Genomic DNA, 12,312 nt, shown 5'->3' on the forward strand with positions numbered 1-12,312 from the left:
GTGTCCCCGTCATGGTCAACGTCACCGATGGTTTCGGGTCGAGCGTCCTCGGATATCCGCGGATCGGGCCGCACCGGGAACTCAAGCGCGCGCTCGAGGCGTACTGGCACGGCGGCATCACCCGCGATGAGCTGCTCGAGGTCGGGCGCGATATCCAGGAGCGCCAGTTCGACGAGCTGGCCGCCACCGGGTTGACCCAGGTGCCTGGCAATACCTTCTCCTTCTACGACCACATCCTCGACAACGCGCTGCTGTTCGGTGCGGTGCCCGCCCGGTTCCGGGACTTGCAGGAGGGGATGGATCCGCTCGACTTCTACTTCCTGATGGCGCGTGGCCGCCCGGATCTGCCGCCGCTGGAATTGGTGCGGTTCTTCGGCACCAACTATCACTATCGTCAGCCCGAGCTGGACGAGACCACCGAGTTCTCCCTGCACCCCGAGGCGCTGCTGGACGAATGGGATCGCGCCATGGCCCGCGGCATCGAGCTGCGGCCGGTGGTGCTCGGCCCGTTGTCGCTGCTGCTGCTGTCGAAGGCCGGGCACATCCCCGGCGAGTCCGGCGGTTTCGACACCCTGTCGCTGCTGGACAAGCTGCTGCCGGTGTACGAGCAGCTGTTCGAGATCCTGGCCAAGCGCGGCTCCACCTGCGTGCAGCTGGACGAGCCGTGCTTCACCAGCGAACGGTCCGAGGCCGAGCTGGCCGCCTTCGAGCGGGCCTATGAGCGGCTGACCAAGGCGCCGCTGCGTCCGCGCATCCTGGTCACCGGTCAGTACGGCGATTTCGGTGAGGCGCTGACCATTCTGGCGCGCACCAATGTCGAGGCCATCGGACTGGATCTGGCTTCTTACCGGATGCGCCCGGAGGATCTGGCCAAGATTCCCGGCATCCGCCGCAAGCGCCTCTACGCGGGCGTGATCAGCGGCCAGAACGTCTGGCGCGCGGACCGTTACGTCACCCTGGAATACCTCAACGAGCTGGCCAAGGTCTGCCCCGACCTGGTGGTCTCCACCGGAACCACCCTGCTGCACGTGCCCTACGACGTGCTCGCCGAATACGACATCGAGGGCAATGTCGCCGATCGGCTCGCCTTCGCGAAACAGAAGGTGGGCGAAGTCGTTTCGCTGGCCAAGGCGCTCACCGAGGGCCCGTCGGACAAATGGCGCAAGCGCCCGACCGAGGTGCACTTCAAACAGAAGCACGCCGTGCGCCAGCGGGTCTATGCGATCACCCCGGAGATGCGCGAACGTGAGCCGTATGCCGAGCGCCGCGCCGCCCAGCAGGCGAAGCTGAACCTGCCGCTGGTGCCCGCGACCACGCTCGGATCCTTCCCGCAGACCGCCAAGATCCGCCAGGCCCGCTACGACCTGGGCGAAGGCCGGCTGTCCTACGACGAATACCGCAAGCGGATCGAAGCCGAGATCGAGGCGACCGTCCGGTTGCAGGAAGATATCGGCCTCGATGTGCTCGTGCACGGTGAGCACGAGCGCAACGACATGATCCAGTACTTCGCCGAACTGCTCGACGGCTTCGCCACCACGCATTTCGGCTGGGTGCAGGTCTACGGCTCACGGTGTGTGCGGCCGCCGATCATCTACGGCGACGTCTCCCGCCCGAAGCCGATGTCGGTGGAGTGGATCAGCTACGCGCAGTCGCTGACCGACAAACCGGTCAAAGGCATGGTCACCGGCCCGGTCACCATGATCGCGCGCTCGTTCGTGCGTCAGGACCAGCCGCTGTACGAGACCGCCGACCAGGTGGCTCTGGCGATCCGCGATGAGGTGGTGGATCTGGAGAAGGCGGGTATCTCGATCATCCAGGTCGACGAGCCCGCCATCCGGGAACTGCTGCCGCCGCGACCGGAGGGGCGTAAGGAGTACCTGCGCTGGGCGGTCGGTGCGTTCCGGCTGGCCACCTCGGGCGTCAAACCGGAAACCCAGATCCACACGCACATCGGCTATTCCGGGCGCGCCGAGGTGGTGGAGGCGATCGAACAGCTCGACGCCGACGTCACCGCGATCGTGGCCACCCGTTCCATCGAATGGGTGCTCAACGCGCTCAAGGAAGATTGCGCCTCCGGCCAGGGCCTCAGCCACGGCGTCGGCCCCGGTGTGTACGAAAGTCGTTCGGCGCGCATCCCCGATATCGATGAGCTGGATGAATTGCTCACCGCCGCAGCCGAAGCCGTCACGCCGCAGCGGCTGTGGGCGAACCCGGACGGCGGATTGAAGACCAGGCACTACTGGCAGTTGGAGCCGTCGCTGCGGAACATGGTCGCGGCGGCGCGCCGGGTGCGGCGGCGTGCGGAAGCGGCCGCCGCGGCGGAAGCCGAAGCCGGCGCGCCAGCCGAATAGCTCGAATCCACAAGGGCCGCTTTCCCGTTCGCGGGGAGGCGGCTCTTGTCGTCGGTGGACTATTCGGGCGTGGCGTTGGGGGAGAGCCGGTCGGTGAGGGCGCGCAGGCCTGCGCTGAGCTGCTCGGGGCCGGGCGTGTGAGCGGGGTCGATCACCCACTGCACCAGCAGGCCGCTGATCAGGGTGTGCAGGACGGCGCCGACGGCATCGTCGCCGCCGGGGCCGCCGAACTGTGCCAGTCCACGTCGCGCCTCGTCCTGTGCGGCGCCGATCTCGGCGCGCAGCTCGGGCGCGTGCATGGCCTGCGCCAGCCCTTCCATGCTGGCCGACCAGAGGCCGGGATTCGCGCCGAACGAGTCGATCAGCCGGCGCAGGAAGGTCTCGAGCCTGCCTGCCGGGTCGCTGGGATCGTCGGCGGCCAGCGAGTCGAGGATCTGCTGGACCGCCGCACCGCTGGATTCCCGCATCGCCTGATGCAGCAGCGCGTCGCGGGTGCCGAAGTGGTAGTTGATGGCGGCCAGGTTGGTGCCGGATGCGGCGACGATATCGCGCACCGTCGTGCGCGCGTAGCCACGTTCGGCCAGGCACGCCTTGGCCGCGTCGAGTAGATCCTCGCGAGTTCCCACCTCGGCACCATAGCAAGCCGGCTGACGCCTGTTCGTGACGGATGTTTCAAACATACGTCTGTGACAAATGTTTGAAACGCCTGTATGTTCGGCGGTGCAGGCCGAACCGACGCAGGGAAACGAGAGTCCGATGACCGAGCACCGTCCGCTATCGCCCTTCGAGAGCGCCTACTTCACCCCCGACGCCCGCGTCGGCAGCGTCCGCACCGCGGGCATGCCGCTCTATATCGGCTCCACCGTGCGCGGCCGAGTGGACGAGGAACTACTGCGGCTGGCGCTGGATGAGGTCGTCGCCGCGCATCCGCTGCTGCGCAGCCAGGTGGTCCTCGACGCGGCAGGCGTCCAGCACTTCGTGGTCGACGACGATTGGCGGCCTCGGCTCGAGGTGCGCGCCGGAGCCGAGGCCGAATACTTCCGGCTGGTCAACGTTCCGGTGGACTGGTCGAGCGGGCTGTTGCGGGCCCAGCTCCTGCGCGACGGCGACCGGGTCCAGCTCGTGCTCGGCATCCATCACGGAATCGCCGACGGCAGATCGGCTTTCGCGCTGCTGGATCAGCTGTGGCGGCACTATACCGCGCACGTGACGGGCGCGCCGATCCCGAGCGCGGCGACCGACCAGCGGATTCCGCAGGCGCTCGACCATCGCATGGCCGAGCTGGTGGGCGAGGCCGCCGTGTCGGAGTGGGTGGCGCAGGTCCGGGCGCAGGTCGCGGCCGCCCTGCCGGGCTCGGCGCCTGCCGCGTTTCCGTACGACGGAAATGCCGACCCCGGTGGCCGATTCGCTATGGTGCGCATCGAATCGACACCGGACGAGACCGCCGCGCTCATCGCGGCCGCCCGCGCGCACGGTGTTTCGGTCAACAGTCTGTTCACCGGCGCCGCGCTGGTCGCGGTGCGCGAGCAGTTCGATGCGCCGGGGCCGCTGCTGCTGAACTGCGGGCACGCGGCCGATATGCGCTCCCGGGTGAGTCCACCGTTGCCCGACACCGTGCTGGTCAACTTCGCCTCCGGCATCGGGACGCCGGTATTCGTGGACGACGATGCCAGTCCGGTCGAGCTGAGCCGCCGGGTCGACGCCGGTGTCCGTGACGCCCTCGAACGACGGGAAGCGGCCATGGTGCTGCTGGCCGCGCGGCGGGTCGGTGACGATCCGGTGATGGCGGCCGTGCTGTCGACCCCGCCGAGCTTCACCATCTCCAATATCGGTCGCTTGCCTGCGCATTCGCTGCCGAACGGGCTCGTCTTGGTCCGCGATGACATCTTCGCTATGGCGCCGGACATATCGCCGAAGCTGACCGTCTTCACCGTCGGCGACCGGATGACCGTGCAGGTCGAATTCGATACCGCGCGCTACAGCCGCACGCGTCAGCGCAGGGTGCGCGATGCCCTGGAGGCGACGCTGCGCGGAATCGCCGTCGCGGTGCGGGCCGGTCTGGGATGACGTCCGGCGCGGTGCCCGGCCCCCTGGCTTCGGCGTCGGCGATCACCGGACGAGGTGCGCACCTGAGTGGGGCGAGCCGATCGAGGCGCGCCCCGGACGACAGATGATGGCCGACAGGCCGCAGCGGCAGGTGTGACGTAGCTCCCAGTCGGGGCGAGGCCGCCGAGATCACGGCTGTGACCAGTGATCTGGCGGCCGCGTCGATGAGCGGTCCGGCCGGGCGGCGTCGGCCGCCAACGGAGACGGTGCGGATGCGGTAGGGTTGCGGAGGTTCCGTGCGCTGATCTTTCGCGCAGGTTCCCAACTCCGTCGTGGATGTTCAGCTTTCGCGCCGGTCATCGCGGCGCTGCCACCATCGGGTGAGGATTCGAGTCCTGCGCGACGCTGCGGTCTCGCTCCGATGCCGGAAAGGCACCTGTTATCTCCATGTCCGACAAAGCTTCTGCCGCCGTGTCCACGGCTGCCCCCGTCGCGCCCTTCACCGAATTCGGTGTGCGCGCCGCACTGATCGATGCGATGAACGCCGCGGGCATCACCGGCGCGTTCCCGATCCAAGCCGCCACCCTGCCCGACACCATGGCCGGGCGCGATGTGCTCGCCCGCGGTAAAACCGGCAGCGGCAAGACCCTCGCCTTCAGCATCCCCATGGTCGAGCGGCTCGCCGGCGCGACCAGCAGGCCCGGTCATCCCGCCGGGCTGATCCTCGCACCCACCCGCGAGCTCGCCACTCAGATCGCGGCCACCGTCGAGATGCTGGCCCGGCCCTGCGGGTTGCGCGTGGTCACCATCTTCGGTGGCGTGCCGGTGAACCGGCAGACCCGTGACCTGCGTGCGGGCGCCGATATCGTCGTCGCCTGCCCCGGCCGGCTCGAGGACCTGATGCGCCAGGGTGTCGTCTCGCTCGACGCCGTGCGGATCAGCATCCTCGACGAGGCCGATCACATGGCCGACCTCGGCTTCCTGCCCGCCGTCACCCGCATCCTCACCGCCACCCCGGCCGGCGGCCAGCGCCTGCTGTTCTCGGCCACCCTCGACAACGAGGTGGACCGGCTGGTCAAGCGGTTCCTGCGGGAGCCGGTGACGCATTCGGTCGACACCGCCGCGAGCCCGGTGCCCACCATGACCCACCACGTGTTCGAGGTGGCGGGCGCCGACGCCAAGAAGGATCTGGTGCGCGCGCTGGCCTCCGGCACCGGCCGCCGGATCCTGTTCATGCGGACCAAGCATCATGCCCGCAGGCTCGCCAAGCAGCTCACCGACTCCGGCATTCCGGCCGCCGACCTGCACGGCAACCTCTCCCAAGCGGCCCGCGACCGCAATCTCAGCGCCTTTGCCGACGGCACGACGCGGGTCCTGGTCGCCACCGATATCGCGGCGCGCGGCGTGCACGTCGACGACGTCGAGCTGGTCGTGCACGTCGACCCGCCGGCCGAACACAAGGCCTACCTGCACCGTTCCGGGCGCACCGCGCGTGCGGGCGGTTCCGGTGACGTGGTCACCGTGGTGCTGCCCGAGCAGCGCAAGGATGTCGCGGTGCTGCTGCGCAAGGCCGGTCTCACCGTCACCCCGCAGCGTGCCAGCGCGACCTCGCCGGCCGTGACCGCCCTGATCGGCGCGGTGGCCGCGCCCGAGCATCGCGCGGCGAGCCCGCGCCAGGACGACCGTGGTACGCGCGGCTTCCGCCGTAACGCCGAGCCGGGGGCCGCGCAGTCCGCCGGTCGCGGCGGTTCGCGACGCAATCGCCCGGCCGCGGGCCGGGCTGCCACCGAACACCGGGTCGGCGGCCGCCGCGGTGGCCCGCAGGGTGATCGCAACGAACGTCAGGGCGAGCGCCGCGGTACCGGTGCCTCGGAGGCCCGCCACGCCGACGGCCAGGGCCGCACCAGGCAGCCCGCCCGTCGCGGCGAGCAGGCCGGCCGCTCCGATCGGTCCGGCGCTCCGCACGGCTCGAACGCGCGCGGCCACAACGCCGACACTCCGCGCCGGTTCGAGGACTCCGCGCCCACCGGTGCCGGTGCCCGGCATCGTCGCCCGCGCCGGGCCACCCGCGCGGCGGGCTGAGTCGAGCGCGGGCGAGCCGCAGCGTCGGCACGCCCGTAACCGGCATCGTGCACCCGTCCGCCGGCCTGCTGGTCACCCGGCGGATCCAGCCGACAGTTGGCAAACACCCGCATGCGGCGGTAGGCATGAACGCATGAGTACTGCTACCGCTTACGCCATGGCCGGACCGGACGCGCCGTTCGAGAAGGTCGCCATCGAACGTCGTGAGCTGGGGCCACACGATGTGCTGATCGACATCAAGTACGCGGGCATCTGCCACTCCGACATCCACACCGCCCGCAACGAATGGGGCGGCGCGAATTACCCGTGTGTGCCCGGGCACGAGATCGCGGGCATCGTCGCGGCCGTCGGCTCCGCGGTGACCAGGCACAAGGTCGGCGACCGGGTGGGCGTCGGCTGCATGGTCGATTCCTGTGGCGTCTGCCGGGCGTGCCTGGCCGGTGAGGAGCAGTACTGCACCGGCGGGTCCACGATGACCTACAACACGCCCGTCCCCGACGCCGTGCAACCGGGCGGCTACACCATGGGCGGCTACTCCACCCAGGTCGTGGTGACCGAGAACTTCGTGCTGTCCATCCCCGACGGCATCGAGCTCGATGTGGCCGCACCGCTGCTGTGCGCGGGCATCACCCTGTTCTCGCCGCTGCGGCACTGGCAGGCCGGCCCGGGCAAGAAGGTCGCCATCATCGGCATGGGCGGGCTCGGCCACGTCGGGGTGAAGATCGCCGCGGCCCTCGGCGCGGAGGTCACCGTGCTCAGCCACTCGCTGAGCAAACAGGAAGACGGCAAGCGCTTCGGCGCCCACCACTACTACGCCACCAGCGACAAGCAGACCTTCCGTGAACTGCGCGGGCAGTTCGACCTGATCATCAACACCGTCTCGGCCGACCTGCCGATCGACTCGTACATGAAGCTGCTCGCCCTCGACGGCACCCTGGTGATCCTCGGCCTGCCGGAGCAGCCGCTGTCGGTGCGCCCGATGACGCTGGCCGGCTACCGCCGCTCACTGTCGGGTTCGATGATCGGTGGTATCGCGCAAACCCAGGAGATGCTGAACTTCTGCGCCGAGCACGGCATCGGCGCCGAGATCGAGGTGATCGCCGCCGACGAACTGGACGGAGCGTATGACCGCGTGGTCGCCAGCGACGTGCGGTACCGGTTCGTCATCGACGTGGCGACCATGTGAGGCGTCGAACGGTAGCCACGCGCGCGCCTGGGTAACTTGACGGGGTGGCTGCCGAGGACGATCAGAGACCAGCAGACCGGCCCGGTTCCGCGGGCCAATTGAATCCGCCACCGTGGCTGCTGCGGGCGTTCCTGCTCGCCGCGGCGACGGTGGCGGGTTTCGTCGCGGCGTTCTGGCTACTGCAGCAATTGCAGGGGTTGCTGACGGTGCTGATGGTGTCGCTGTTCCTCGCCTTCGCCATCGAACCGTCGGTGAACTGGCTGGCCCGGCACGGCTGGCGGCGCGGCCCGGCCACCGGCGCGGTGTTCCTGACGCTGCTGCTGGTGATGGTCGCATTCGTGTGGACGCTCGGCTCGCTGCTGGTGGAACAGGTCACCACCCTGGTGGAGAACGCGCCACGCTATGCCGACGAGGCCGTCGACCTGATCAACAAGACCTTCCACACCGAGATGTCGGGCGACGACATCGAGAAGTACGCCACCGAGTGGAGTTCCAGCCTGGAGGGCCCGGCGATGGGCCTGGCGGGCAATGTGTGGGGCATCGGCACGACTGCCGTGTCTGCGCTGTTCCAGGCGCTCGGGGTGCTGTTGTTCACCTACTATTTCGCCGCCGACGGTCCGCGCTTCCGCAACGCGGTCTGCTCGCTGTTGCCGCCGAGAAAGCAGCGGCATGTGTTGCGCGCCTGGGATATCGCGGTGGAGAAGACCGGCGGCTACATCTACTCGCGTGGCCTGCTCGCGCTGGTGTCGACGCTGGCGCACTACATCATGCTGCGGGTGTTCGATGTGCCCTCGGCGTTCGCGCTGGCGTTGTGGGTGGGCGTGGTCTCGCAGTTCATCCCGACCGTCGGCACCTATCTGGCCGGTGCGCTGCCGGTGGTGGTTGCGGTGGTGAACAATCCACCCGACGGGCTGTGGGTGCTCGGATTCATCATTCTGTACCAGCAGTTCGAGAACTATGTGCTGCAACCGAGGATCACCGCCACCACTCTCGACATGCATCCGGCGGTCGCGTTCGGCGCGGTGCTCGCGGGCGCGGCGATACTAGGGCCGACCGGGGCCTTGCTCGCCATCCCGGTGACGGCCACCTTGCAGGCGTTCGCGGGCGCGTATATCCGCCGCTACGACGTGGAAGTGCCCACCGAGAACGCGCCACCACCACTGCCCAAACCCGAACGGCCGCACCATCGATTGATCCGCCTCCGGCGCCGTAAATCAGACTGATTCGGGCGTAGAAGCCCAGCTCACCGCCCTGCGACCGGAATTCGCGAGCCTCCAGCCGAGCGCTCGGGAGACAATGGTGTGATCGGCTGCGGGTGAAGTGGGAGGCGCATGGACGGCGACCGGCACGATTCGCGCGATGACCTGCGGGACGACCACCCCCGTCGACGGGGTGGCGCCGGCCGGTTGGGTGCGGCCGTCGTCGCCACGGTCCTTGCCGTCGCGGCCTTCCTCGGATACCGCGGTGAGCTGCCCGGCTGGCCTTCGCTGGAACGGATCCCCGCGGCAGCGCCCGCCGTCGTCGCGCCGCGTCCACCGCTGGATCCGGTGGCCGTGGCGGCCGGAATCGAGCCGGTGCTGGTGAACATCAACGTCGCCACCAAGCCGTTCGGGGTGGGCGCGGCCGGATCGGGAATCGTGCTGACCGCCGACGGCCAGGTGCTCACCAGTCATCACGTGGTCAAGGGCGCCGAGTCGGTGAAGGTCACCCGGGTCTCGGACGGCCTGGTCTACGACGCGCAGGTGCTCGGCTATGACTCGAGCACCGATATCGCCCTGCTCGGACTGGTCGGCGCCACCGGGCTGACGACGGCCAGGCTCGGCAGCTCGTCGGGTCTGCGAGTGCGTGACGAGGTGCTCGCCATCGGCAATGCGGGCGGCACCGGGGAGCCCACAGCGGTGGCCGGGCGCATCTCCGACCTGGACAGCACCATCCTGGCGTTGAATTCCGCGGATCTGTCCCGTAAGGCACTGTCCGGGATGGTCGAGGTGAGCGCCGAGGTGAGTTCCGGCCAATCCGGTGGCGCGCTGGCCGATCACTCGGGCGCGGTGGTGGGAGTGATCGCGGCGGCGTCCGGTGATCAGGAGGACGAGGAGCCTGGTGTGCAAGCGCAACGTCCGCCCGTGGGTTACGCGGTGCCCATCGACACCGCTATGCGGGTGGTGCGCCAGATCCGTTCCGGAACGCCGACCGAGACCGTGCACGTCGGCCCCACCGCCACCCTCGGGGTGTTGATCTCCGACGCCAAGCCGAGTGGCGCCCGGGTCGACGTCGCCATCTACGGATTGCCCGCGCACAATGCCGGACTGGCCGACGGCGAGGTCATCACCTCGATCGACGGCAAGATCGTCACCAGCGCTCGCGCCCTGCGCGCCGCGATCAACAAGCACAGACCGCACGACATCGTCGAACTGGGCGTCAGCGGGCCGGGCGGGCAACGCACCGTCCGCGTCGTCCTCGCGCCGGGGACGCCGAACTAGCCCGCGCTCAGACCAGTGACAGCCAATAGTCCTGGAAGCGCAGGAAGATCAGCAGCAGCACCACCGCGTAGAACAGCGCGACGATCGTCCACCGCCATTCCGCGACCACCCGCATCGGCCCGCGCGAGCCACCCCACAGCGTTTGGGTGAGGACCGCGAGCAGCGGCGTGATGATCGCCCACACCACCATGCAGTACGGGCACAGCGCGCCGATCCGGTACAGACTCTGGAAGATCAGCCAGCAGATGAACACCGTGCCCGCGATGGTGCCGAGCCACAGCCCCACCCAGATCCAGCGCGGCAGGGCCACCCCGGCCACCGCGAGCACGGCCAGCGTGACGACCACCGCGAATCCGGCGACGCCGATGATCGGGTTGGGGAACCCGAACAGCGCCGCCTGATCGGTGGTCATCACCGAGCCGCAGGACAGGATCGGGTTGAGGCTGCACGAGGGCTGGTAGGCGGGGTCGACGAACAGCTTGAACCGTTCGACGGTGAGGGTGAACGAGGCGATCCAGCCGGCCAGACCACCGATCAGCAGAACCCAGGCGGATCTGGGGGCGGCCGCGATCACTGCCCCGCGGCCTGCGCGATCAGCGGCGCCAGCCCACCCGGCTGGAACAGCGCCTCACGGGTCTGGACCTGCTCACCGTTGACGAAGACGGTCGGCGTGCCCTTGATGCCCTCATCCAGCAGCTTCTTCGACTTGGCCTGGACGAACTTGTCGTAGGTGCGATCGTTGATGCACTGCGCGACCTTCGGATCGGTGTAGCCGACCGACTTGGCGATCTCGATCAGCTGCTCATCCGACAGGCCGTTGCCACCCTCGGGCGGCTGCTGCGCGAACATGGCCTGCAACCAGGCCTGGAACTTGTCGACGCCGGTATCGGTAACGCAGTAGGCGGCGTTCGCGCCACGCGAGGAGAACTCGGTGGTCGACATCTGGTCGAGGAACGACGCGATGTTGTATTCGACCTTCACGGTGCCGTCGGCGACGCCATCGGCGAGCACCTGCCCGTTGGCTTCCTCGAACAACTTGCAGATCGGGCATTGCAGGTCGGCGACGACGCGCACGGTCACCTTCGCGTCCGGATTGCCGACGATGATGGCGCCGTTGGAGGCCGCCGGATCCGGGGCCTCCGCGGCCGGGGTCGCGCCCGGATTCGCCGGGGCGCCCGCGATCACGCTGGGGATCGGGCCGAGGTCCTCGGAGTCGGAGCCGCGCATGGCGATCCCGATGCCGATCGCGGCGACGAGGCCGACGAGCACCGCCGCGACACCCACCTGGATCGCGATCTTGCGGTTGCGGTCGGCGCGCTCGGCCGCCGCCAGCGGATTCTTCCGACCCGGGTTGTTGCTCACCGTGCGTTCACCACGCCTTTCGCTCGCTTTCGCGTTGCCTGCTGCCCTGATGGTAGAGCCGGACGCGGTGTTCCGGCGTCAGCGGGCACGCGCACATCATGGTCGGTGAACCTGAGAGTTTCCGAAATACGCGGCGTGTTCTCGCGCGCATTGGGTACAGACCTGGTCAGCGCGGTGTGAGGCCGGCCATCAGCAGGTCGACCGCGGTCTCGGGGAGGTCGTCGGGGATCGTGCCGTCGAGCTGGGTGATGTAGATGTGCACGAGCCCGCCGAGAGTCAGCATGGCGAGCCGCGGATCCACCGTCGCGGCGATCTCCCCGCGCTCGATGCCGCGACGCACGATCTGCTGTGAGGCCGCCAGCCGCACCGCCCAGAATTCGCGCCGGACCGCGTCGGCCTCGGCGTCGGTGTCGGTGATGCTCGTGGAGCGGATGAGGGCGGCACCGGAGGGGCTGCGCGCGAAGCCCACCAGCATCGTCATGAATGCCAGCAGGTCGGCGCGCACCGATCCGGTGTCCGGAATCGGGATCTGGGTTTCCATCCGGGAGAGCAGCGCGTCCAGCAGCAGCCTCGGCAGGGTTTTCCAGCGCCGGTAGATCGAGGTCTCGTGCACGCCCGCGGCGGCGGCGATATCGGCCACGCGCACCTCGTCGATGCCGACGGCCTCGATACGCGCGAGTGTCGCGTCCAGGACCGCGCGCCGCAGTCGAGCGCCGCGCAACTGCGGAGTGTGGTTCGCCTCATCGGCCATGTACCCATTATCGCAAGTGCTCTTGCGTTATCTCGGTCGGGGGCCTAGCGTGGC

10 protein-coding genes are annotated in these 12,312 nt (G+C 69.0%); 6 read left to right on the top strand and 4 right to left on the bottom strand.

Annotation, left to right across the window (positions count from 1 at the left end):
- Positions 1-11 precede the first annotated feature (11 nt).
- A complete protein-coding gene (metE, locus tag AC5W7N_RS07370; protein ID WP_195020144.1) occupies positions 12-2,351 on the top strand; it encodes a 5-methyltetrahydropteroyltriglutamate--homocysteine S-methyltransferase in 2,340 nt (779 codons plus the stop codon).
- 59 nt (positions 2,352-2,410) lie between these two features.
- On the opposite strand, the gene AC5W7N_RS07375 is transcribed toward metE, so the two are convergent.
- On the bottom strand, positions 2,411-2,977 hold the full coding sequence (locus tag AC5W7N_RS07375; protein WP_195020143.1) for a TetR/AcrR family transcriptional regulator: 567 nt from the start codon (positions 2,975-2,977) through the stop codon (positions 2,411-2,413).
- 130 nt (positions 2,978-3,107) lie between these two features.
- Between AC5W7N_RS07375 and AC5W7N_RS07380 the strand changes: the two genes are divergently transcribed.
- The 5 genes from AC5W7N_RS07380 (at position 3,108) to AC5W7N_RS07400 (ending at position 10,145) form a co-directional block, all read left to right on the top strand.
- A complete protein-coding gene (locus AC5W7N_RS07380) occupies positions 3,108-4,418 on the top strand; it encodes a phthiocerol/phthiodiolone dimycocerosyl transferase family protein (RefSeq protein ID WP_195020142.1) in 1,311 nt (436 codons plus the stop codon).
- Positions 4,419-4,844: 426 nt separating this feature from the next.
- The gene (locus AC5W7N_RS07385) at positions 4,845-6,479 is read left to right on the top strand and encodes a DEAD/DEAH box helicase (protein ID WP_195020141.1); all 1,635 of its coding nucleotides are present in this window, start codon (positions 4,845-4,847) and stop codon (positions 6,477-6,479) included.
- 133 nt (positions 6,480-6,612) lie between these two features.
- The gene (locus AC5W7N_RS07390; protein ID WP_163810311.1) at positions 6,613-7,665 is read left to right on the top strand and encodes an NAD(P)-dependent alcohol dehydrogenase; all 1,053 of its coding nucleotides are present in this window, start codon (positions 6,613-6,615) and stop codon (positions 7,663-7,665) included.
- A gap of 44 nt (positions 7,666-7,709) precedes the next feature.
- A complete protein-coding gene (locus AC5W7N_RS07395; protein WP_195020140.1) occupies positions 7,710-8,888 on the top strand; it encodes an AI-2E family transporter in 1,179 nt (392 codons plus the stop codon).
- A gap of 108 nt (positions 8,889-8,996) precedes the next feature.
- Entirely contained in the window at positions 8,997-10,145 is a 1,149-nt protein-coding gene (locus AC5W7N_RS07400) for a S1C family serine protease (RefSeq protein WP_495923438.1), read from the top strand.
- A 7-nt stretch (positions 10,146-10,152) separates the two neighbouring features.
- On the opposite strand, the gene AC5W7N_RS07405 is transcribed toward AC5W7N_RS07400, so the two are convergent.
- The 3 genes from AC5W7N_RS07405 to AC5W7N_RS07415 all read right to left on the bottom strand — a co-directional run bounded on the left by AC5W7N_RS07405 (position 10,153) and on the right by AC5W7N_RS07415 (position 12,258).
- Positions 10,153-10,719 carry a vitamin K epoxide reductase family protein gene (locus AC5W7N_RS07405; RefSeq protein ID WP_163810304.1) on the bottom strand — a complete coding sequence of 189 codons (567 nt, stop codon included), beginning with the start codon at positions 10,717-10,719 and terminating at the stop codon, positions 10,153-10,155.
- The gene (locus tag AC5W7N_RS07410; protein WP_194991140.1) at positions 10,716-11,507 is read right to left on the bottom strand and encodes a DsbA family protein; all 792 of its coding nucleotides are present in this window, start codon (positions 11,505-11,507) and stop codon (positions 10,716-10,718) included. Before AC5W7N_RS07410 ends, AC5W7N_RS07405 begins: the two co-directional genes overlap by 4 nt.
- A gap of 166 nt (positions 11,508-11,673) precedes the next feature.
- On the bottom strand, positions 11,674-12,258 hold the full coding sequence (locus tag AC5W7N_RS07415; protein ID WP_194991141.1) for a TetR/AcrR family transcriptional regulator: 585 nt from the start codon (positions 12,256-12,258) through the stop codon (positions 11,674-11,676).
- Positions 12,259-12,312 lie beyond the last annotated feature (54 nt).

This window comes from Nocardia sp. CDC519 (assembly GCF_059509835.1).

What these genes read in the sequence shown, in the direction of transcription:
- AC5W7N_RS07400 (WP_495923438.1), top strand. Translation starts at nt 8,997, where the DNA reads ATGGACGGCGACCGGCACGATTCGCGCGATGACCTGCGGGACGACCAC.
- AC5W7N_RS07415 (WP_194991141.1), bottom strand. Translation starts at nt 12,258, where the DNA reads ATGGCCGATGAGGCGAACCACACTCCGCAGTTGCGCGGCGCTCGACTG.
- metE (WP_195020144.1), top strand. Translation starts at nt 12, where the DNA reads ATGGTCAACGTCACCGATGGTTTCGGGTCGAGCGTCCTCGGATATCCG.
- AC5W7N_RS07385 (WP_195020141.1), top strand. Translation starts at nt 4,845, where the DNA reads ATGTCCGACAAAGCTTCTGCCGCCGTGTCCACGGCTGCCCCCGTCGCG.
- AC5W7N_RS07380 (WP_195020142.1), top strand. Translation starts at nt 3,108, where the DNA reads ATGACCGAGCACCGTCCGCTATCGCCCTTCGAGAGCGCCTACTTCACC.
- AC5W7N_RS07390 (WP_163810311.1), top strand. Translation starts at nt 6,613, where the DNA reads ATGAGTACTGCTACCGCTTACGCCATGGCCGGACCGGACGCGCCGTTC.